Origin of the sequence: uncultured Shewanella sp. (genome assembly GCF_947491715.1) — a bacterium.
Lineage (GTDB): Bacteria > Pseudomonadota > Gammaproteobacteria > Enterobacterales > Shewanellaceae > Shewanella.
This window is the reverse complement of the sequence record NZ_CANLKR010000004.1, coordinates 155,418-178,510: the sequence shown is the minus strand read 5'-3', so window position 1 is coordinate 178,510 and position 23,093 is coordinate 155,418. Positions and strand designations below refer to the sequence as shown.

The window sequence follows — 23,093 nt, the reverse complement described above, 5'->3', positions numbered from 1 at the left end:
TTTTATTTACCATGATGACCATCTTGCTTCCATTCTAGAGTGAGTAATTCATCACCCGTTAAATTAAATGCCTGACCGAATCCTTTTACATACAGACCTTTATTAGGCGTTAGTTTAAATAGATTAAAATCTTTCAACCCCGCCAAACCATCAATCATCTCACCAAAACGTTCACTGAGTGCTGCAATGCCTTTATGAAAACCCGCTGTGTCTCTTTCAATCAATTCCACTTGGGTATCAAAGGTTAAACGGCGACGAGCAAAAATGCTTTTGGCTTTCGCTTCATCTTCCAGCATCATTGCTGATACAAGCGGCATGGCTTTTAAATTCACCCCATGCCTAGCTAACTCACTGACTAAAATATAAAAACCATCATCCGCTAATGCAAACGGGGCATAGCTCGCATTTGGCACATGCTCACTGTCCAGTGTGGCCAATTGCAATGTTTTACATTCTTGCTTAAATGCTTCTATTTCAGGTAAAAGCTTATCGCTGAGTCTTTGCTGTTTATTCTGTGTCATCTCTTTTCCCACTTACACACTAAAAGTGATTCGTTTCATACTCGATTAATAAGCTGTTTAATCCGCTCAACCTGCTTGGGTAATAACACACCTTTTTCATCACGCCCTAAATACACTTTAAAAACGATTTCTTCAAAACGTCCAAAAAAATTAATAGAGTAACTTTCCCTGCCTCTAAACGCCTTACTGATAATCACTATATGAATGATTTCATCAAGTTTTAAATGACCATGAAAACCATTATTTTTGGGGATCAAGTTATAATAACCCCGAGCATATTTTCCCTTTGGAAAGGGCCCTTTAAATTCAAAAATATTCCCTGAAACCGTAATGATTGTCGTAACATTTCCCCACTGAGGTAAGTGGGTAAAGAGTTCATCCATCTCAGTTAATGCAATGGAATGCCATTCATCATCGGGTAAAGCTTTAACAACCGCCAGCTCTGACACCTTTAGTGCATCAGCCACTTGGGAGGGCATCATATTGGGATTATCAATAAAATATTGTTGGATCTTGTCATTATCAGTCTGTTGCATTTGTCTACTCCAGCATCACATCATTAAAACTGATAGCGTGCCGCTAATTTGATATTACGCCCAGGCTCATACAAGGTTTGCCACGCTTGACGATACTGTTTATCGGTCAAATTATCAACGGATAAGTCAAATCGAAAGCCTGAAAACGTCCCCATAGCAGGCTCCCACGAGGCATACAGATCCATCAGTGAATAATTGGAATACACTTCATCGGTATCGTTTGGTAAATTATCTTGCGCATCGACATGAGTAAAACGGGTACCCACTTTCACTTCACCTTGCATCAAACCTTGGGACAAATCTAAGGTCACTTTATTAGCCGGTACACTTGATAGATACTCATTTGAATCTTTATCTTTACCTTCTGTTTGACCATAATTAACAGTCAAACGTGTCTGCTCATATCGATAATTACCACCTAGTTCAAAGCCGGTTAACCTAGCATCACTGACATTTTGATAAGATGTCGTTGTTGTGGTAAAGACTTGTTCAATATAGTCACTCACGTCATTGCGAAAGACATTTAATGTCAGCGCTAATTCATCATTACCCAGTAACTGCTTGAAATTCATATTCGCTTGAATTTCTTTGTTTTTTGCCGTTTCCGGCTTCAAATCTGGATTAATTTCAAAGCTATTACAAAAACCGGTGTAATAACAAAAGTGTGTGCCAGTAGAGTACATCTCCTCCATGCTTGGTGCGCGGAAAGCTTGATCGTATCGTGCACTTAAACTTAACCAATCGGTGGCCTGCCACTTCAAGCCTAACGTGGGTGATACTGCACTGTCGCTGGCGGATGTGCCTAAGCTATCACTTTTATTTTCATAATGATCAAAACGCAACGCGGTTGTTAATCCCAAACTCTGGGTTAAATCCACATTGGCTTGAGTAAACGCTCCAGCCACTTGAGAGCTGGCATTCAAATTGTTGACCCGCTCACCTTCTTGCCCAGTATCGTCTCTGACTGTATCTATAGTGTCATGATAAGCATCGATACCATATAATAATGACCAAGTATCAAAACGGCTTTGATTATTGACGCTAAAGCCTACAGATTGATAATCGGTACTGTCTTGTTGATTGTAGGTTATCCTATCTTCATCATACTGAGTATCATTCCAGTAAACTTGTGTTTTTAAGTTGACCAGCTCTGAATCAATAGATTGATAGTCATAACCTAAGGTCACATTTTTATCGGTTGTATTTCGTCTCACTAAGGGTGATGAGGTTCCTTCGCTGGTACTGGGGTTACTGGGCACAAGTTCATCAATTTGACTTAATCGCGTTGTTAATTCTAATCGCTGATTCTCTGCTGCTTGCCAGCCCAATTTAATAATACCGCTATTTCCATCTGCAGCGCTGTTTGCTAATGTTTCACCATCACCGGTTTTGATATTGTTATTATCAAAACTACTGGCATTAATCAGCCAATCCACATCATCTTGTTTACCATATACCGCACCACTGGTACTGAGACGATCACCATTAGTTTCATAACCTTGCTTTAGATAGCCACCAAAACTGGCACCATCTTCTAATAAATCAGTGGCTGATTTTGTTCTTTGAGCAACAACCCCGCCTACGGCGCCGCTGCCCCAAATGCTACTGGCAGGCCCTCGGATCACTTCAATAGACTGCAATAACTCAGGGTCCATAAAATAAGTCCCTCTATGACCTGAATTGGCATTTTGCCTCACACCATCGATAGTTTGCAGAACTTGTTGACCACTCAAGCCGCGTATTTCGACGCCTTGAGAAGTCGCTCTAGGGCCGTTAGTGGTATCGATATTCGCTTCATACTTCAATGCACTGGCAACTGAATTAGGTTGTAATTCTTGTAGCTTTTCTTCATTGACCACAGCAACACTTTGGCTCGTATCAGATGCTTTTTCATTAATACGAGTTGCGGAAACTAACACTTCATCAAACTCAGTATAAGTTTGCTTTTCATCGGCAAAAGCGAAAGGAGTTTGCGAGACCACCATGAGAACAGCCAACTGCTTAGTGAACATCTTTGTACACCTTAATCATTTATTAAAATAGTCGTAAAGGCAGCAGAAATGCGCCTTTACTCTCCATTAACGGCACTCTACCCGACATAAAACAGAAATACAACTGATAATCATTCTTGTTTGCATTTAGATTAAAATAGGTGTAAATTACATAAGATAAATTGAATGTATTGTCTCTTCAGAGGTCATGTGTCAATGTTAACACTTTCCCTTAATCCTGTTTTCATCGTCAGAAAATGTGCATTATGACGAATCAACGCTACGCTTTTTTTGCCAGTATCAGCGTACTGCTCTTGGGCTGTGTATTAAGCCAAAAACACACTACATTACCATTGGCTTTTACTCCGCCATCAGGCCTTTCAAACAGCACCTCTGTTAGCCTCACACTGACCCAATCAACGGCCGACCATCAAGAAAAAATAGCCAAAAACGAAATAACAAATAATAAAAAAAGCAGTAATGAGACACCCAAATCACCGATAAACACACTCAACACCAGCGCTGCTAATACCAAGAGCAGAGTAACTGGGACGGTTCCATCTGCTGTTGCTCCCATAACACACAAACCTACCGCGTCGACACAGCAGAACGATACACGACAAGTATCACGGCAGACAAAAACGACTCAACACACTCGCTCCCCCCATAAACAACCAGCCCAAATGCAAGAATTAACTCAATTGTCAGACAATCACTCAGTAGACAGCCAGCAAGCACAGATCAAAAAAACACAAGAAAAACCCAAGCCTATTTTACCCAGTATGGAAGTCAGTCAACCAAAGTTTGCAGCGCCACCCGCCCAACCTGATTACCCTAGACTGGCAAGGAAAAAAGGGTTTGAAGGTATTACCACATTAGAAGTGTTATTTGATCAAGCGGGTAAACAGTTGTCACTGAAGTTAATTTCCAGTTCTGGCTTTAATTTATTAGATAAAGCCGCACTGGAGGCCGTTAAAAAATGGCGATTTTCCGCCCCAAATGAACAAACAGCCTACACCTATAAAGTGCGGGTACCCATCAAATTTTCACTCAATTAATTCAAAATTTTAAGTAGGGATCATTTCAATGAATGACAGCTTGTTTCAGTCACTCAACCACGCCTTAGGCCACTTAGCTTGGCCTTTGGGATTTTGTGCTTTTATCACCTTAATGATCATTCTAGAAAGAATGGCATTCGTTCTCTATGATCTGCTAAAGAGTAAAAAAGCAATAAAACTACTCAGCCTTAACCTTAACCCTCCCACTGAAAGCTATATTTTACAAAGCATGAAAGCACTGGAACAAAACCAAGAGTTGGAAGCAAAAGGCGCTTTCTTATTATTAACTTACCGAAATGAAGACCAAGCCACCCGCGAAAACATCATCAGCTTATGGCTCAGCCAGCAATTAACAGTGAGAAAATCGGGGTTAAAATTACTGCAATTGATCGCCGCAGTGGCACCATTAATGGGATTACTTGGTACCGTGTTAGGCCTGATTGGCATGTTTGAAGCGCTTGCACAAAGTCAGGAGCCCATCACGCCATCACAGCTCTCTTCCGGGCTTGGCTTAGCCATGAATACTACCGCAGCAGGCCTGATAATCGCACTTCCAGCTATCATATTTGCTCAACTTTTTAATCTTTGGGCAGAGCAAAGATGCAACAAAACCGCTTACACCTTAAACCAACTCAATTTATGGTTAAATGGTCTTGCCAACATCACGCAGATTGACATCTTCACGCCAACAGCTTTCTCAACAGTATCAAAAGATGCCTCAAAGCCATTAGCAAAAAATGACATCAAAAAGAGTGTCTCAATATGATAAGTCCTCACAATAACTTGTCATCATTCATGCAAAACGACGCAGTCGCCATTGACATGACCCCGCTTATTGACATTATTTTTATTGTGCTGGTTTTTTTATTGCTTACAGCCAATGCCCCCCTGCAAAGCTTGCATCTTGATGTTCCGTCGGCTCCTAATGCTCATTTACCCCCCATCACAGAGCAAAAAAAAATGACGATTAATGTGATGCCATCGAGTCCTCAATGGGCCATTAATGGGCAAGGATATGATCATTGGTCAGAATTTGAAGCCGCTTTTAATACATCTTTCAAAACGCAACCTGATGTCAACATTATCATTGCAGCCGATAAATCGGCCTCTATTGAACCACTCATGCGCGCACTGAGCTTATTGCAACAACATGAGATAAAGAACACGCAAGTATTAATGGAACAGAGTCAATAATGCCTGCATTCATTTTCACTATTCTAATAACAATGCTGGTAAGTCATCAAAGGCATTCATCTTTATTAATGGACACCACATAGACATAACCTTTATTAATGAACACCACATAGACATAACCTTTATTAATGAACACCACATAGACATAACCTTTATTAATGAACACATAGGCATTTCCTTTATTATGTTTACTATTACTTTATCTAAAATAGCTTCTCCAATACTGCTGTCTTTCAGTGCTGCTTTGTTACTCACAAGCAGCTTAACTGTGAAAGCTCATTCAGCCGAATTACTTGAACCCAATCAGCAAGCCGCAACCTCGACTCAAGACATTCGGCTTATCAGCGCTGGCGCAGGGATCACTGAACTGGTTCTCGCCTTAGGAGGAGAGAATAATTTAATCGCTGTCGATGCCAGTAGCAAGATCCCCAAAAACTTAAGGCACATCAAACAAGTCGGATATCATCGCATGCTATCAGCAGAAGGTTTGCTCTCTCTTCATCCCAATGTTTTATTAGGCAGTGATGTCATGGGACCTGCAAACACATTGGCTTTATTACGCTCAGCCGATGTCAAAGTCATTAGCCTTCCCAGCGCGACCAACAAAAATGAATTATTCAATAATATCGATGCTGTTAGTACATTGCTGGCTAAAACCAATAACGCAGAAACGTTAAAAAACCACCTTTCAGCACAACTTAACAAGATAGCTAAAAACCGCAACCAAATAAGCGACAGTCACCCCATCAAAGTCTTATTTATGCTCTTACAAGCAGGAAGACCCGCAAAAGTCGGAGGGGCCGACACCGCAGCCGATATTATTATACAGCTAACAGGATCCCAAAATAGCGCAACATTTTCAGGTTATAAAACCGTCTCACAAGAAGGCATTTTATCAATGCAACCTGACATCATACTCATCTCCTCACGTAATGAGTCAACTGAAAAACAAGATATTAGCTTATTTCCCTTGTTAGCCAACATGCCATTACTTGCCAGCCTACCTGCTTACCAAAATAAACACGTTTTTGTGATCCCGCCTAAAGCACTGATCGGCGGGTTGGGATTAAGTGCTATTGATGAGGCAGAAATATTAAGTCAGCAATTTATCTCGTTGACAAAAAGTGCATTACCAGAAAATAGCCAAGAGCCCGTAGAATGAAAGCATCTCATTATCTTTTCCCTGTATTGCTTGGACTGCTCTTATTATCATGTTTAATGTCCATTGCGACAGGCCCTATTCCAATCAGTTTGCAACACAGTTTTAGCGCCATCATCAGCTGGGCAACCCAATGGCAATTACAACCTCTCGGTGTCCAGGAACAACTCATCATTAATAATGTGCGCTTACCACGTACGTTACTGGCCTTATGTGTCGGTGCCATTTTGGCCCAATGTGGTGCCGTTATGCAGGGATTATTTCGTAATCCATTAGCCGATCCTGGCATTATAGGCGTCTCTTCGGGCGCTGCATTAGGCGCCGCATTATGCATCATTCTCTTCCCTTCAAGCGGTGAAATGGGTATTGCTAGCAGTGCTTTTATCACAGGACTTATCACCACATTAACCGTTTACCGCCTCGCTCAAGCGAATAATGGTACCTCTGTGATATTATTATTGTTATCAGGTGTCGCCATTGCCGCATTAACAGGCGCCGCAATCGGGTTACTGGTTTACTTTGCCGATGACATGGCGCTTAGAGATTTAACCTTATGGCAAATGGGCTCCATTGCTGGTGCTCAATGGCACTATGTTATTTTAACCGCTCTCACTTTAGCGCTAATAAGCTGGCAATTTCATCGCTCGTCCAATGCACTCAATGCCTTACTCTTGGGAGAGTCTGAAGCTAGGCATTTAGGTATCAACATTAATAAGCTTAAATTGAAAATCATTTTATTGTGCGCCTTTGGCGTTGGAATAAGTGTTGCTGCGACGGGTATTATTGGGTTTATCGGGCTGATTGTTCCTCATTTAATTCGTATGATCATTGGCCCAGATCATAAAGCACTATTACCTTCCAGTGCGCTACTCGGTGCCATAATGCTCATGTTAGCCGACACGGGAGCACGTTATGTATTATCCCCTCAAGAGCTTCCGGTTGGATTAATTACGGCTTTACTCGGCGCCCCTTTCTTTATCGTTCTCCTGATTAAGCAAAAAAATAAACTATAAACGAGAAGTGATTACATCATGTTAAGCATCAGCAACCTCACACTCAAGATTAATCAAAAAACCGTCCTCAATAACATTAACTTCAATGCATCAGCAGGTAAAGTTATCGGCATTATCGGCCCCAATGGCGCTGGAAAATCGAGCTTATTGAAGACCATCAGTCAGGATCTTGTGATAAGTGAAGGAAAAATTCAATTCCATCATCAACAATTGAATCAATGGCCGAAACAGGAACTGGCCACGTTATTAGGCGTCCTTCCTCAAGAGTCTAGCTTAAGCTTTCCTTTTACGGTTTCGGATGTGATTGCAATGGGGCTTTATCCACTCAGCATTAGCCGCCAACAAGGCCAGATTATCATGGATAATTTATTGGAAAAACTGGCCATTTCCCATTTAAAAAATAGGCCTTACCCCAGTCTCTCTGGTGGAGAAAAACAGCGAGTCCATCTTGCAAGAGTACTCACTCAATTAAGCCAAGCTCAAAAAACGCCCCTGTTATTATTGGACGAGCCCACTTCTGCACTGGATCTGGCACAACAACATAACGTATTAGGCTTAGTTCAATCCCTCGCTAAACACAGGCTATACACTGTGATCACTGTATTGCACGATCTCAACTTGGCCTCTCGCTATACTGATGAGCTCCTTATCATGAAGCAAGGGGAAATTGTTCAAACCGGCTTACCTGAGCAGTGTCTTACTCGCCAAACCATTAATGACATTTGGCATTATAATCCCAGTATAATGACAGTCGGCTCACACACCAATCCCATTATTATTTAATAGACACCTTAAAATGCGGGGGAAATTTAACTCAATAGTGCATTATCCCCCCCTAAAAATAACACATCATTTCTCTTACCTCTTTGGATACATTTGTTTATTAATTGCTACAAATAAGATCAAGATCACAAAAAATTAACATAAATCGCTATTTGATACTTTCAAAACAGGATAAAATTGCTCAAAAAATAAGTCAGGACAGAAGTATGTCTCTTGAACAACTCAATCCCACTGAAATAGAAATAATCAAAAATGACGGTAAACAGTATCTCAATAGCGGGTTAGTGGATCATCAACGACATATAACGGGTGCTTATCAACCAAAAACAGTCAATGAATTAACCCATATTGTTAAAAAGTGTCACCAACAAAATCAAGCACTTTATGTGATAAGTACTGGAAAAAACTGGGGATATGGTCGCTCAACACCTGTTAGGGAAAATAACCTTATCATTGATTTAAGCCAGATGAATGACATTTTCCACTATGATGCTGAGTTAGGGGTCGTCGAAATCGCGCCCGGTGTCACACAGGGGCAACTCGCTCAGTTTTTAGCAAACACTCCTTGGATGCTTGATTGTACTGGTGCAGGTCCTGCCACCAGCATCATGGGTAATGTACTCGAAAGAGGATTTGGCCACGGCTCACAAGGATATCGCAGCCGACATTTTACAATAACGGAGTATATTCAAGCAAATGGAGAGAAGAAATCATTAGATACAACGACACGGTATCTTGGTCGTACAGGCCATAGTGCAGGTTTAACGGAGATATTTACTCAGAATAACCTGGGTATTGTCACCAAAATTCGTTTTGAATTGTCTCAAAGACAAAAACAAAGTCTTCGTTGTTTAGTCAGGCTCAAAAAAGTATCGAATATTGGCGCTTATATCGATGTCATGCGTCAACTTAAAGCTGAAAACACCTTGGATACTCTACCGCACATCGGTAATAATTTCCGTATGTTATCTATGGTGAGTCAATTTGATTTTACCCGATGGGATCCAATGACAGGGCCGCTTGATCAAGATATCAACACACTTGAAAAACAACACCGTATCATGCCATGGACAGCAGCTTTTATTGTTTCGGGTTCACCAGACGTCGCTAAAGCTAAGGCGAAAAGAATTAAACAAGCATTAAATGCCATTGCAGATGTAAAAATCATTGCGTTAAGTCAACTTAAAAGACTCAACAAGACCCTTCACTATTTCACACCTATTCTAAAATATTCATCACGCTTAAGTCATATACAAGAGCAAATCAATCAATTTACTAAAGCCATGATGATGTTTGAAGGTCACCCCGACCCCATGGCACTAAAAGGCTGTTACTGGCGTAATCAAACACAAGCTTTCAATGAAGAGAAAGATCCTATTGATAGCCAGTGCGGCTTTTATTGGGTCGCACCCGCACTGCCTATGTTGAGTCAAGAAATTAACTCTTGTATGCAACAAAGTAAGCAGCTATTTCAAGAGTTTGGCTTTGAATTTGGAGTGACACTGACGTGTGTTACCGCTCACATGTGCCAAGCCATTATTAGCCTTTATTACGATGTGGATAATATTGAAGAGCAGCGCAGAGCCAAAAAATGTGTCAATAAACTCCGTCAATGTTTTAAAGCAAACAATTGGCCCTGTTATCGACGCGCCATCGATGAAATGCCTTTTCAATTATCAGAAGAACTCAATGACGATGCACTAGCGCTCAAGTCACATTTAAAGCAAGCACTCGATCCACAAAATATTATCAATCCCGGTCGCTATCAAACACAATCCTATGTAGGTGATTTACCATGTTAACAACTAACCTCATTTCTCAAGATAAAGAGTTTGAAACTTATGCTCGACATTATGCCGATGCATCAGGTAATCATACCTCAGTTGAACACTTTAAACGTATTTCTACCGTCAGAGCCTTCAAAAATAAACAAGGTGATATGATAGCGGGTTATACCCTCAATACTCATCATCCTATTCGCTATTTTGAAGACGTTCCTAAAACAAAGAATCAACCTCATTTTGTCTCTCATGGTGATGATGTCATTGAAACTGGTGGCTTATGGGTCAAAGATGAAGTCAATCAATTTTATCGAGGAATGATTTTTCTCTACTCACTCTGGGATATGAAAAAAAGTAAAAAACGTTATATTGTGAGCGGTGCGAAACACCCAAAAGTCGCGAAACTACAATCTATCATCTTTCCGAATAAATTGTATGAAGGTCCCATAAAAAATGCAGACTACGCTTGTATTTTTTATGCGAAACGCCATTACCTTCCCGTACAAGCATTACTTATTATGAATAAATATTGGCTAATCGATCCCATTAGAAACTGGCTGCGCCCAAAAACAAAATCCACGGTATAACAAACCACTAACAATGTTAAAACTATCAGGGAAAATTAATCGACTCTCTATCGTGTCATTTTTCTGAGTGCTGTGTCTTTCGATATTTTGCATCTTGCTGAAAGACACGATACTCATCATCTCCCCAACACTCGACTTGTTCTAATTGAGAAATGCTATCTCGATGAAATATTGGATCTTTCCCTTTAGCGAGCTGTTTCATATAATCTTGAACTAATGCAAGCGCAACTTTTCTCAATAAAAAAATCGCTGTAATATTCACAATGGCTAATAATCCCATGAAAAGATCTGCCATATCCCAAACAAAACGAATTGCCGTCATCGCACCATAGAATAACATCAACACTGCAGCAACTCGAAAAGCATTTAACACCCATTTCGCATCGGTTATATATTTAATGTTCATTTCACCATAAAAATAATTACCTAAAATAGAGCTATAAGAAAAAATAATCACTAATATCGCTAAACTATACCCTCCGAATTCTCCAAAACTCATCGTCATAGAGCGATGTACTAACTCAACCCCAGTAATACCAAGTTGAAGCATATTCATTTGCGGCAATAGAATAATAAAAGCCGTTGCACTTGAAATAAGCAAAGTGTCAACTAACACCCCCAATGATTGAATATAACCTTGCTTTACGGGATGAGATACATAAGCCGCGGCCCCCGCATTGGGTGTTGAGCCCATTCCCGCTTCATTAGAAAAGAGTCCCCGTTTAATGCCTTGCATTACCATAAAGCCGAAAGCGCCAGTTGTCGCCTCTTTAAAACCTAACGCTTCACTCAGGATTAATTGAAAAACAGGAATAATCTGCGTAAAGTTCATCACGATAATAATTGAAGCGGTTAGTAGGTATAAAACCGCCATAACAGGAAAGAGTATTTCAGAGACTCGGATCACTCTTTTTAATCCTCCAAAGATAATTAGCACGGTAAAAATAACCAAATCAATAGCAACATTAAAATTTGAAATCGAAAAAGAAGACGTCATCACATGAGCAATCGTATTAGCCTGTACCGAATTAAATACCAAACCATAAGAAATAATCATTAATGCCGAAAAAATCAATGCCCATGTTTTTGATTTTAATCCTTGAGCAATATAAAAAGCCGGCCCTCCTCTAAAACTCCCTTCCGGTGTATTATTTTTATAAGCTTGAGCAAGGGTATTTTCAATTAAGCACGAAGCTGTGCCAATCAATGCAATAACCCACATCCAAAAAATAGCCCCAGGTCCACCAAGATAAATCGCCACACCCACACCCGCAATATTTCCAGCCCCCACTCTTGAAGCTGACGTGACGGCAAAAGCCCCAAAAGATGAAATACGCGTTTTGCTTTGCTTTCTTGTTCCCGTATGTTCAGTTAACAAAGAGAACATATGTTTGAAGTGAGTAAATTGAGAGAATTTTATTTTGAAACTAAAATATAACCCGACAAATAACAACATGTATATAAGGACATAATCCCACACCCAAGTTAATAGTGCTTGTAATACAATGTCAATTATGTCCATGATAAATTTCACTATTCAATATTAAAAGTTGCAATCCCCTAATCACTTTAAGGGCGTGAAGGATATGGTAAATGCATTTTATTTTTTAAATGACATTTAACAGCAGGCCACTCACTCGCAATAATCGAATACACTGCAGTATCGCGTAAAAAACCATCGGGCATAATGCAATGACTCCGTAACACCCCACCTTGCTTAGCCCCTAGACGTTCAATGGCTTGTCGAGAGGCTTGGTTAAAATAATGCGCTCTTAACTCCACAGTCATCGAATTACAATCATCAAATATATCATTAACATCAATAAATTAAGATTTAATTTAGATCGAACAACATTGGCCAACTCTCCTTTGTGCTTATTACTCATCGCTTTTTTGACGTAATCTTCTATTTCTTAGGGTTTAGGGACCGTGGTATACCATAGTTTCCATACGTCTCCATCCTCAGAAACCTTAATATACGCATCTGTATCTTCCAGGGTTAAAGGCTCGAGTATCACAGCCTCCCCTTGTAAAACATCTTCATTAATCCACATAGGTAAATATACTTTAACTAAATGGGTAATATAAGATTAGTCTAGTTGAGAAATAGAAGAGTAGTAAAAAGCCCGCAGTTGCGGGCTTTTTACTACTCTGAAAGGTTACAAGTCTGTATGGGGGCCAAATACTTCATAATGAATTTGTGCAGGTTCAACACCTAATAATATTAACTGCTGTTTGATAAAACTCATAAAACCATTGGGGCCACATAAATAAAAATCCCCTTCTTTTATTGGTATCTCACCTTGAATGCGTGTGAGTGCCATTAAGCCACTAGATTCTCTAATTTGATTATTATCATGAGCGTGATTAATCAATGAAGCCTCTGACTCCTCATTATACCAAGTATGCGCACTCAACGCCTCATGCTGCTCACACAGTTCTGCGACTCTCTCAAAAAAAGAATGCTGCTTTTTATTTTCACAAGCATGAAGATAGTGAACAGAATGATTTAATTGCCCCTGCACTAATGTTTCTAGCATAGACATCATAGGCGTTAAACCAACACCCGCGCTGATTAACACCACAGGCTTATTGGTCAACTGTAGGTAAAAGTCTCCTGCAGGCGGATATACCTCAACTTCATCTCCCTCAGATAAGCGATGTAAGTAATTAGACACTAGGCCCATTGGCGATCCCGCTTCTTTTTTTACACTGATCCGGTACTGACTCGCCGTCGCTTTATCCGAAATAGAATATTGGCGTATTTCAGTGTAATCGAGGCCTTCTGGCTTTACTTTAATGCCTAAATATTGCCCAGGAAGGTGCTCGGCTACGACCCCGCCATCTATAGGGGTTAATGTAAAACTCGTTACCAACTCAGACTCTTGATTTTTCTCTGCAATAACAAAACGTCTCTCACCTGTCCAACCTCCCGCTTTTTCAGCATTACTCCGATAAAGTCCTTGTTCTTGTGTAATGCAAATGTCAGCTAGTAATTGATATGCCTGAGTCCAAGCTTCTTCGACTTCTGCGGTAAAAGCATCCGGAACTAATTCTCTTAAGGTTTCGATAAGATGATGACCAACAATGGGATAATGCTCAGGCAAAATATTTAAACTGGCATGTTTATGATTGATCCTGTTTAAGGCCGATGTTAACACCTCTAGATTATCAATATGTTGAGCATAAGCAGCTAATGCATTGAATAAAGCAAAAGGTTGCTTGCCTGTAGCTTGATTGCTCATATTAAAAATGTGTTTAAGCTCTGGGTTATGGGTAAACATCCTATTATAAAAGTGTTCCGTCACCCCCGTTCCAGCACTCACTAATAAGGGAATGGTACTCTTAACTATTTTAATCGTATTTTCAGACAACATATTTTTTCCAAATATCAGTAAATAAAGATTAATTTTACTCACCTAACAGGTGAATAAGTGAATTACCCTATATGCCCATCAACACGCTTCTTGATAAGAATAGGGAAATAGTGGAACAAAAAGAGGAAGAAACCTACACTCCATAATGCACCGCTTGATAGCCAAGCATTTTGTGCACCTATCAATGAAGGCAGTAAGCTTCTTGTGATTGCCGCAAGAAATAGACAAAGAAAGGCAACATTCATGAAATAAGGTGGATTTAACGCTCGCCCAGTATGCCCAAGAGACACTCTGGACATCATTGAAAGGATCATCATTCCAATTGAGCCAATGGTGACCAAGTGGAGTACATCTTTATAATGAATATGGGAATTGATAAAACTCAATGCAATGAATGCAAGCCCAATACCTAACATGAAATAAGATAATTGTAATGACCACAATAAAGGCACTTTAATGATTTCTTTACGCCACCAAAAAACACTTCGCAACAAATGACAAACAGAAAGCACAGCAATACTGATACCAGGAGCAGTATCAATTGAAAAAAGACTGTCTCCAATAACACTGATAAATACCCAAAGCGTCAAGATCCAAATACAGCGATCGAGTCTCGGACATTTTACTTGCTCAGGTAATAATAAACCTCTAGCGGTAAAGAAAGGGATCACACGGCCAGCTACAATGCCCATTAATAAAGTGAAAATAAAGACGCTGGCATCACACAGCTTAAGCGCTAAAACACTTTGCTGATTAAGCACTAGAAAAAGAAATAACATATTAAAAATAAAAAGCGTTGTGAGGATCCCAATAAAGGGATAATTTTGTTTATTTCGAGCCTTGATCAACATTCTGCTTAATGCGAAAACACCACCGAGCCACCACATGCCTTGAAATAAAACCACTAGCAATAGATTGGTATTGTGACCCATTAGACTATTATTGGGCATTTTCACAAAAAACATGATACGCGCTAAAAGCCAAAAAAAACTTAGCAGCATCAGAGATTTTCCTGAAACGCTTGGCACTCCCGTCCAAGTTTGTGCCGCCGTTAACAAAAAACCCATGGCCACTGCTGCTGCAAAACCATACATCATTTCATGAGCATGCCACGCATTTGCTGGAATGCTTAAAGACCAAGTCACATGACCAGAAAGGAGTAAGCTCCAATAACTTATTCCCAGCAAGGCAACTAAACTTCCGCCCAAAAAAAGCGGTCTAAAAGCGAGCATCCAAATTGGGGCGCCAAATAAATCATACCCCTTTTTGCTTACAGGAGTTGGCTCTGTTAAATTGATTGGTCTCATCATTTACTACCTCATTGCCTAGGGCAATTAAAACGACTCCAATGACATAAAGAAAACCTTGTCATCTTTTTCATGCAGATTATCCATAACATGCAATTTGCAGGTAATATGCCAAAATAAAAAAGTACTTATTAAATAATATGTTAATAAAAAATTATTCGAAAAAATTGAAAATCGAGTCATTTTGACACACAATAAAACAAGTCAAAAACCACATATCGAGTCAAAAAGACATGAAGCAAAGTGATATTTCAGCCATATTGGCCCTAGCACTGGATCTTGCCAATAGTGTGACCAATCAAGATAGATTTACTCGGTTACTATCAACCATTCGAAAAACCATAAAATGTGATGCCATCGCACTATTACAACACCAAATACAGCATCAAAATGCCACCCTAAAGCCGTTGGCCATTGAGGGGCTATCAATCGATACGTTAGGTCGACGCTTCGACATTCATGCGCATCCTCGCCTGCACATTATTAGCCAGTCAAAAAAGCCCACCACCTTTAGTCAAGACTGTGAGTTGCCGGATCCTTATGATGGACTGTTGGAGACCCAAACAGGCAATATTCCCATTCATGCTTGTATGGGATTACCGCTATACCAAGATGAACAGCTGCTCGGTATCGTCACTTTAGATAGTTTAACGCCTAATCACTTTGATGAAATTGATCCAAATGTACTTGAAATCATCACTAAAATTAGCGCAGCCACCATGAAAACGGCGATACGGTTAGAACAACTCGAAGATTCAGCTAAGCACTCTAATGCGCTTGTTCAAGAATTGAGCCAAGCCGCGATTATGCGTAGTGGTGGTGAGATCATCGGCCTGAGTCCATGCATACAAGCCCTTAAAAATGATGTAAAGCTCGTTGCTACCTCTGATTACAATGTATTGATCTTAGGTGAAACTGGGGTGGGGAAAGAACTGGTTGCTGGCAATATTCATCAAGATTCACACAGGCACCATAAGCCCATGATCCAGCTTAACTGTGCTTCATTACCTGAAAACCTCGCTGAAAGTGAATTTTTTGGCCACTGTAAAGGTGCATTTACTGGCGCAGAAAAAAATCGTGAAGGCAAATTTCAACTGGCCGATGGCGGCACACTATTTCTTGATGAAATTGGTGAATTACCGCTGCACTTACAAAGCAAATTACTACGCGCTTTACAAAGTGGCGAAATACAAGCCGTGGGAGAAGACAAAACGAAAACTGTTGATGTGCGGGTCATTGCCGCCACCAACCGCGATTTAAAAAGTGAAGTCAAAGCTGGGCGCTTTCGTGCCGATCTCTATCATAGGTTGAGTGTTTATCCGATTGAGGTGCCGCCATTGAGAGAACGAGGCAATGACGTCCATTTACTAGCAGGTTATTTTGTTGAAAATACAGCACGTAAACTTGGGATTAATCAACTGATCTTAACATCACAGGCCCTCACTATATTGTCAAGTTATCGTTGGCCGGGAAATGTAAGAGAACTTGAACATGTGATAAGCCGAGCCGCTTTAAAAGCAAAACAAGCGCAATGGCATGAAAATATTATTCATATTTTACCCGAATATTGTGATATTCCCCTTGCCAAACAAACGCCTCTTTCTACATCGGCTCCAGCTGAATATTCACAACTTCCCCTTCCTACACAGCCATTACATAATCCATCTTTAAAATCTGCAACCCAAACCTTTCAAGCCCAACTCATTAAGCAAACCCTAGAAAAATACCAATTTAATTGGGCAGCAAGCGCAAGAGCGCTTGAGACAGATAGAGCCAATCTCGTTCGACTCGCAAAGCGGTTAGGCATAACCATACACAAATCGACCTAACACCAAGCAAATAATACACATTCAGCTAAGCTCAATGCATTACGCTTTTCCTATTTAGCTCAACATCAACAATTTCAAGGAAACGGAATGGAGAATCTTGATGAGTTTGTCAAAGAAATAAAAAAAATAGGTATGTCAGCACAAGCTTCCGTGAGCCGAAAAGATTACCGCCACATGCGATATATCGAAGCATTAGGGACTGTCTTTTTTTGGGCTGGGTTATTGTTGTGTTTTTTTGACTTATGGTTCGTTGGTGGCGTTTTTCTATCCCAGCATTTATTGGTCAAATGGCTACTGATGCATCATATTGGCCATGGCGGTTATAACCAAATCAAAAATATCCCTAAACGCTATCACTCTTCTTACTACGCACAAGGCTTTCGCCGCTATTTAGACTGGTTTGACTGGATCCAAGCAGACGCTTGGAATTATGAACACAATTACCTTCATCATACTTTTACGGGTGAAAATAAAGATCCCGATCTGGTTGAAAATAATTTAAACTGGCTTGCTAATATGCAGCAACCCATTCTGATAAAATGGTTTATTCTTCTCCTTGCAGCCATGAGCTGGAAATTTACTTATTACAGCCCTCAAACGCTAAGTCATTGTAGCGGGTATCAGGAGGTTAACCTTAACAATTTTCTCGATATTCGCCAAAAAACACCCCGTCATATGTGGCTTAAGCTGTTTCTTCCTTATATCGGCTTTCATTTTATTACACTGCCATTATTGTGCGAATGGCTTAGTCCAGGTATGGGTATCAATGTTTTTTACGCTCGAATACTGGCTGAGTTTATACATAATATACAAATGTTTATTGTTATTGTCCCTAATCATTCCGGAGCTGATCTGTATCGTTTTGATGATATAAATCAAAAGACACACCGTAATGCTGAATATTATCTCAGGCAAATATTAGGCTCAACCAATTACCCCAATGGTAGTGAAAGAGTCGATTTCCTCCATATGTATTTAAATTATCAGATAGAACATCATTTATTTCCCAGTTTACCCATGCGTCAATACAAGTTTATTCAGCCAAAAATCAAAGATACTTGTGAAAAATACCATATCCCTTATGTGCAGGAAAATGTTTGGCGTCGGTTTATAAAAATGGTAAACATCGCCACAGGAAAACAAAAAATGCGTCGTATATCAGGCTCTTCCTTAGTACCATAAATGATAGTATGGTAATAATTGCCGACTAATATAACTTTCATTAAATGATAGTTTCGTAATAAGTATCGACTAAAATAACTGTCATTAAATGATAGTATGGTAATAATTGCCGACTAGAATGACTGTCATTAAATGATAGTTTCGTAATAAGTATCGACTAAAATAGCTGTTGCTAAATGATAGTATCGTAATAAGTATCGACTAGAATGACTGTCATTAAATGATAGTTTCGTAATAAGTATCGACTAAAATAGCTGTTATTAAATGATAGTATGGTAATAAGTATCAACTAAAATAGCTGTCATTAAATGATAGTATCGTCATAAGTATCAACTAGAATGGCTTTACATTAAATGAAAACAGCAATCATTGCTGGCTCAACTGGCGCCATCGGAACAGAGCTATTAGCATTATTATTAAAAGCGATGGAATATGACCAAGTGCATTGTTTGGTTAGGCGTCCCTTAGGATTTTCACATCCCAAACTCATCGTTCACTCCATTAATTACGATGAATGGGATCCACAAGTGTTCATTAACACCCATCCTGAATTGATGCATGGACAGGTTTTTTGCTGCTTAGGTAGCACACTTAAACAAGCTGGTTCCGTTGAAGCATTTAAGCGTATCGATAAAGAGTATGTCTTATCCGTGGCTCGATTTGCAGAGCTATCATCTGCCAAGGGATTGTCTCTTATTAGTGCAATAGGCGCGAATGCCCGCTCTTCAAATTATTACACTCAAACAAAAGGAGAGGTCGAGCAACAAGTCCAACAGTATCATATTCCCGCTATTCGTATTTTTAGACCCTCATTACTTCGCACAAAGCGTGCACAATTTCGACTAGGAGAATATGTAGGATTTTTACTACTCACTTTACTGTCCCCATTACTGCAAGGAAAGTTAAAAAAATATCGCGCTATCAGTACAAGGCAAGTGGCAAAAGCCCTTTACCTCACCTCTATACAGGAACATTCTGGAGTCGTTATTTTTGAAAGCGATGACATTCAAACTTTTTAGTCATCAATCGACTCACTCAAGCAGAATTAAAGCCGCGTGTAATCTTTGAACATGGCTGCTTGACCGTGATAACAGCCTTGTTCATCGACAATATTCCAAACGATAGCATTATTGATCATGAAACGTTTTCCTGTTGCAGAAATTCGAACGCCTCGATATTGATCAATAAAACCTTTACGAGTGACTTGTTCAAGTAATCCAGCCCTCTCCTCTTGAGAGGGTGTTTCGGCGGAATATCGTGAGGGCATTTGAATAAAGTCGCGCCATTCACACTCAAACAAACGCAGTGCAAACTGATTGCCAAAATTAAAAATAGGATCAGACTCAACACCATGAGATAAAATCGCAAAAGGCACTTGATCTAAAGCCTCTATCAATGGCTGTGAAAACGCTTTTATTGGTAATAAATCATTGCCTGTTAATCGCTTAAAACTTGATACTATTCGCTCAGCATGTGACTGATACCAGAACTCATCTAATGGACAGGATGGACTCATACTCCCGCTCCGAAAAGGCATAAAACAGTGCATTGAAAATATCACTTTTTCACACCTTGTCAACGTCATCAAAGCTTAAATTTTAAATTGACTCACGAGCACTGATAGCTCTTCTGATAAGTGCGCTAATTGTTGAATACCACGATCGTTTTTATCCGCTAAGGTATGAATATGGGATGACAAATCGGCAATGGTGATCACATTTTCATTGAGTGAATTAACAACGGTACTTTGCTCTTCTGTGGCCGTGGCAACCTGACAATTCATATCAGCAATTTGTTGAATAACTTCGGTCACTTTTTGCAACGATTCACTGGCCTCTGTTGACTTATCAACGCCCTGCCTGCTCGATAGGATCCCCACGCTCATGGCATCAACGGCTTCTTGCGTGCCTTCTTGAAATTGTCCAATGACTTTACGAATTTCCTCAGTTGAAGCTTGGGTTTGCTGAGCAAGCTGCCTGACTTCATCGGCAACAACAGCAAAGCCTCGACCTTGCTCTCCGGCTCTTGCCGCTTCAATAGCGGCATTGAGCGCCAGTAAATTAGTTTGGTCTGAAATACCGCTGATCACATCAATCACAGTACTGATTGATTCGGCATGTTTTGCCAACTCGGTAATTTTAGACTCAGTTAACTGAATTTCTGAGGCTAACTCATTAATCACACTACTGGCATCTTTTACCACTTCATTTGACGCTTGTGTATCTTCTTTCGTCGCTTCAGTTTTTTGAGATGTAGTCATCGCCAAACGAGAAATCTCATGCACTGTGGCCCCCATTTCATTAATCGCTGTGGCCACCTGCTCGGAATTAACTCTTTGATCTTGGGTAGTCTTGATTGTCTCTTCCGATGCAACAGAGAGATCCACAATGACGTTAGCTAAGGTTTTTTGATCTTTATCGATCCGTTTAATATCATTATGCAATTTATCAACAAATGCATTAAAACCTTTAGCAAGCAAGCCTAATTCATCATTGCGACTGTCATCTAAACGCTGCGTTAAATCCCCTCCGTTATCAGCCATATTGCTTAATGCTAATGCCACATCATTAATGGGACGGGTTAAAAAATAAGTCACCCAAAGCATAATTAACACAAAAATACCGCCAATAAGAAGATTAATCATCATGCTATAGGTGGTAATTTTGTCCAACTCAGTCATCAACTCATTCACGGGTAATTCAGCGAATAATTGCCAACTTAACTCAGGAATAGACACACTCGCTAAATAGTAAGTTTGCCCATTTTTAGTGGTTTCTTCCACAACGACATCGGTATTTTCTTGCTGTAATGTGCGCGCAATGCTTTGATAGCCTTCAAGCATACTCACTGAATCACGATCTACTCTATCAAGCTGAGGGTGAACGGTAATGAGTCCACTCTCATTCGTGGTAAACACAAAACCCGACTGACCTATGTGATTGCGAGTCACAATATCAATAATATGCCCTAGCTCATATCCCATCCCTGCAATGGCAATAACTTTACCTTTTTCACGCACCAAAACATTCACAAACGCCGTCATGCGCTTTGACACCATATCGATATCTAAATCCAGTGAAACCAAATCAGGTTTTTTTAAACGTTCAAAAAACCATTGGTGTCCTGCGTGACTTTCAAGCAAGGTTTCAGAAAATCCCGTATCTTTATAATACTTATTTTCTTTAACAGAAATCCAGTAAACGGTACTGGCATCGTTTTCATTTTTAAGGCGCGACAAGTAGGCTAGAACAGGCGCTATTTCACTTTCTTGCTCTCCTTTTAATGCCCAATCAATTAAAAACTGATTTTGGGCAATCCCTTTTGACAATGAGATAGGGATCTGTAATTCACTTGAAATCTTATTTTTGATTTTCTCTAATCGATTCGGCAATTCTTCGCTTTTTGCTCTATTTTCAACAATGGAACGAAAGACATAATTAGAAGAAAAAGTCGCAAAGATAATGGATGTTAATAACGCAATGCTGGTAAGCCCGACTAACCCTCTGCGGATAGAAAAAGACGCTATCCATTTTTTAATATTCATACTTTCGTCCCTAACACGATTTTAAAATTGTGACCCTAAGGGCCTAAGGCCTAGGTTCTACAAAAAACAACACCCGCCAAATTGACCGATGAAATAGAAAGAGGATGATTATTTATACATTTATAATCAGTCGGTTAACAAACAAGGGCGAGCATTGTATAGAAATTACCACTAAGGTCAAATGGTAAAGTCTGATTGTTTGAGTTAAATAAGAAGCGACGCTACTTAACGGCAGCTTTAATGAGGTTTTAATGATTGATTAAAATCTGGCTTTAAGGAGGTTTTAAGGATTGATTAAAATCTGGCTTTTGACTAACAAAACGCGTTCTTTACAGACCTCTTTTACAGCCGAAATGAGCGGCGTATTAGCTTTATTCGTTTTATAAGCCAAACCAATATGTTTCACTAAGTTCAACCCTTCTATAGGGAGTAATTGAATACCTTCGGTTTCTTTTATCTCTTGCCAATTAGGTAATAACGCAGCGCCAATGCCCGTACTCACCAATTGCCAAGCATATTCAATGGTGCGTATATTCGCTCTATGCTGAAAATGCACCCCATGATTGATCATCTCAGCTTTAAGCTTATTGAGCGCATCACAGGGCATTCGATGGATAAAAGGCATCGCATCCAATTGAGAGAGGTTGACCTCTTTTTGCCTCGCCTGTGGCCAATTTATCGGTACCGCTAATTGGTAATCATCTTGCCAAACAGGAATAAAGCTCTCTTGACTGGTGACTGTATGAGCTAATACAACACGAATATCACAGGGTTCCTCAGGATCAACCAACGTCAGCTCTAGATTATCAATTTTTTCTGAGATCTGCTTAATAAAAAAACTCATTCGTTTCGCCCCAAGTGAGCGCATTATCCCTAAACGCAAACTCACTGGCTGAGGGCTATCAGAAAAAAGATGATAAATAGAATGGGTGTTATCAGCGATATCTTTTGCTAACGGATAGAGCTTATCTGCTGCAGCCGTCGGGAGTACGCCTCGAGCATGGCGAATAAAAAGGGTGACAGATAATAATGACTCCAACTGCTGAATAGCAGCGGTAATAGAAGGTTGAGAAACAAAACAAATTTTTGCCGCGGCGCTAATACTGCCCTGATCATAAACCGCTTGAAAATACTTTAATGAACGTAACTCCATCATTCTAAACCACTTCCTTATTTCATCTCTCTCAACATACAAACAAGATAATAATGAGTCAACAGATCCTGCGCGTCT

At 39.9% G+C, this 23,093-nt stretch carries 21 protein-coding genes; 11 read left to right on the top strand and 10 right to left on the bottom strand.

The window, feature by feature from the left end:
- Positions 1 to 2 precede the first annotated feature (2 nt).
- From hutZ to Q0779_RS06070, 3 genes are read right to left on the bottom strand one after another with little or no spacing between them, the layout of a single operon-like run.
- Complete coding sequence (gene hutZ / locus Q0779_RS06080; RefSeq protein ID WP_298770564.1) at positions 3 to 533, bottom strand: heme utilization protein HutZ; 531 nt, start codon at positions 531 to 533, stop codon at positions 3 to 5.
- 23 nt (positions 534 to 556) lie between these two features.
- Positions 557 to 1,057, bottom strand: coding sequence for a heme utilization cystosolic carrier protein HutX (gene hutX / locus Q0779_RS06075; RefSeq protein WP_298770562.1), 501 nt, complete (start codon positions 1,055 to 1,057; stop codon positions 557 to 559).
- A 23-nt stretch (positions 1,058 to 1,080) separates the two neighbouring features.
- A complete protein-coding gene (locus Q0779_RS06070; protein WP_298770560.1) occupies positions 1,081 to 3,069 on the bottom strand; it encodes a TonB-dependent hemoglobin/transferrin/lactoferrin family receptor in 1,989 nt (662 codons plus the stop codon).
- 245 nt (positions 3,070 to 3,314) lie between these two features.
- Between Q0779_RS06070 and Q0779_RS06065 the strand changes: the two genes are divergently transcribed.
- The 8 genes from Q0779_RS06065 (at position 3,315) to Q0779_RS06030 (ending at position 10,623) form a co-directional block, all read left to right on the top strand.
- Entirely contained in the window at positions 3,315 to 4,106 is a 792-nt protein-coding gene (locus Q0779_RS06065; protein WP_298770558.1) for an energy transducer TonB, read from the top strand.
- Between the two features lie 28 nt (positions 4,107 to 4,134).
- Positions 4,135 to 4,872 (top strand): MotA/TolQ/ExbB proton channel family protein, encoded by a 738-nt coding sequence (locus Q0779_RS06060; protein ID WP_298770556.1) that lies wholly within the window; start codon positions 4,135 to 4,137, stop codon positions 4,870 to 4,872.
- On the top strand, positions 4,869 to 5,300 hold the full coding sequence (locus tag Q0779_RS06055) for a biopolymer transporter ExbD (protein WP_298770554.1): 432 nt from the start codon (positions 4,869 to 4,871) through the stop codon (positions 5,298 to 5,300). Before Q0779_RS06060 ends, Q0779_RS06055 begins: the two co-directional genes overlap by 4 nt.
- A gap of 184 nt (positions 5,301 to 5,484) precedes the next feature.
- Entirely contained in the window at positions 5,485 to 6,462 is a 978-nt protein-coding gene (locus Q0779_RS06050) for a hemin ABC transporter substrate-binding protein (RefSeq protein WP_298770552.1), read from the top strand.
- The gene (locus Q0779_RS06045) at positions 6,459 to 7,472 is read left to right on the top strand and encodes an iron ABC transporter permease (protein ID WP_298770550.1); all 1,014 of its coding nucleotides are present in this window, start codon (positions 6,459 to 6,461) and stop codon (positions 7,470 to 7,472) included. The genes Q0779_RS06050 and Q0779_RS06045 overlap by 4 nt, the downstream gene beginning before the upstream one ends.
- Positions 7,473 to 7,490: 18 nt before the next feature.
- Entirely contained in the window at positions 7,491 to 8,255 is a 765-nt protein-coding gene (locus Q0779_RS06040; protein ID WP_298770549.1) for a heme ABC transporter ATP-binding protein, read from the top strand.
- Positions 8,256 to 8,461: 206 nt separating this feature from the next.
- The gene (locus tag Q0779_RS06035; RefSeq protein WP_298770547.1) at positions 8,462 to 10,057 is read left to right on the top strand and encodes an FAD-binding protein; all 1,596 of its coding nucleotides are present in this window, start codon (positions 8,462 to 8,464) and stop codon (positions 10,055 to 10,057) included.
- A complete protein-coding gene (locus tag Q0779_RS06030) occupies positions 10,051 to 10,623 on the top strand; it encodes a hypothetical protein (RefSeq protein WP_298770545.1) in 573 nt (190 codons plus the stop codon). The genes Q0779_RS06035 and Q0779_RS06030 overlap by 7 nt, the downstream gene beginning before the upstream one ends.
- Before the next feature lie 55 nt (positions 10,624 to 10,678).
- Here the strand turns inward: Q0779_RS06030 and Q0779_RS06025 are convergent, their stop codons facing one another.
- The 4 genes from Q0779_RS06025 to Q0779_RS06010 all read right to left on the bottom strand — a co-directional run bounded on the left by Q0779_RS06025 (position 10,679) and on the right by Q0779_RS06010 (position 15,310).
- Positions 10,679 to 12,145, bottom strand: a complete 1,467-nt coding sequence (locus Q0779_RS06025; protein ID WP_298770543.1) for a sodium:alanine symporter family protein — start codon at positions 12,143 to 12,145, stop codon at positions 10,679 to 10,681.
- Between the two features lie 47 nt (positions 12,146 to 12,192).
- A complete protein-coding gene (locus tag Q0779_RS06020; protein ID WP_298770541.1) occupies positions 12,193 to 12,411 on the bottom strand; it encodes a GNAT family protein in 219 nt (72 codons plus the stop codon).
- A gap of 371 nt (positions 12,412 to 12,782) precedes the next feature.
- Complete coding sequence (gene hmpA / locus Q0779_RS06015; protein ID WP_298770540.1) at positions 12,783 to 14,000, bottom strand: NO-inducible flavohemoprotein; 1,218 nt, start codon at positions 13,998 to 14,000, stop codon at positions 12,783 to 12,785.
- 62 nt (positions 14,001 to 14,062) lie between these two features.
- Positions 14,063 to 15,310, bottom strand: coding sequence for an NnrS family protein (locus tag Q0779_RS06010; protein WP_298770537.1), 1,248 nt, complete (start codon positions 15,308 to 15,310; stop codon positions 14,063 to 14,065).
- Between the two features lie 230 nt (positions 15,311 to 15,540).
- Here Q0779_RS06010 and norR point away from each other — a divergent pair, with 230 nt between their 5' ends.
- The 3 genes from norR to Q0779_RS05995 all read left to right on the top strand — a co-directional run bounded on the left by norR (position 15,541) and on the right by Q0779_RS05995 (position 19,337).
- Positions 15,541 to 17,136, top strand: coding sequence for a nitric oxide reductase transcriptional regulator NorR (gene norR, locus Q0779_RS06005; protein ID WP_298770535.1), 1,596 nt, complete (start codon positions 15,541 to 15,543; stop codon positions 17,134 to 17,136).
- Between the two features lie 87 nt (positions 17,137 to 17,223).
- Positions 17,224 to 18,318, top strand: a complete 1,095-nt coding sequence (locus Q0779_RS06000) for a fatty acid desaturase (protein WP_298770533.1) — start codon at positions 17,224 to 17,226, stop codon at positions 18,316 to 18,318.
- Between the two features lie 353 nt (positions 18,319 to 18,671).
- Positions 18,672 to 19,337 carry a short chain dehydrogenase gene (locus tag Q0779_RS05995; RefSeq protein WP_298770531.1) on the top strand — a complete coding sequence of 222 codons (666 nt, stop codon included), beginning with the start codon at positions 18,672 to 18,674 and terminating at the stop codon, positions 19,335 to 19,337.
- A gap of 26 nt (positions 19,338 to 19,363) precedes the next feature.
- On the opposite strand, the gene Q0779_RS05990 is transcribed toward Q0779_RS05995, so the two are convergent.
- The 3 genes from Q0779_RS05990 to Q0779_RS05980 form a co-directional block, all read right to left on the bottom strand.
- Positions 19,364 to 19,834, bottom strand: coding sequence for an MEKHLA domain-containing protein (locus Q0779_RS05990; protein ID WP_298770529.1), 471 nt, complete (start codon positions 19,832 to 19,834; stop codon positions 19,364 to 19,366).
- A gap of 75 nt (positions 19,835 to 19,909) precedes the next feature.
- Positions 19,910 to 21,862 carry a methyl-accepting chemotaxis protein gene (locus tag Q0779_RS05985; protein WP_298770527.1) on the bottom strand — a complete coding sequence of 651 codons (1,953 nt, stop codon included), beginning with the start codon at positions 21,860 to 21,862 and terminating at the stop codon, positions 19,910 to 19,912.
- A gap of 283 nt (positions 21,863 to 22,145) precedes the next feature.
- Positions 22,146 to 23,018, bottom strand: coding sequence for a LysR family transcriptional regulator (locus Q0779_RS05980; protein ID WP_298770525.1), 873 nt, complete (start codon positions 23,016 to 23,018; stop codon positions 22,146 to 22,148).
- Positions 23,019 to 23,093: the final 75 nt, after the last annotated feature.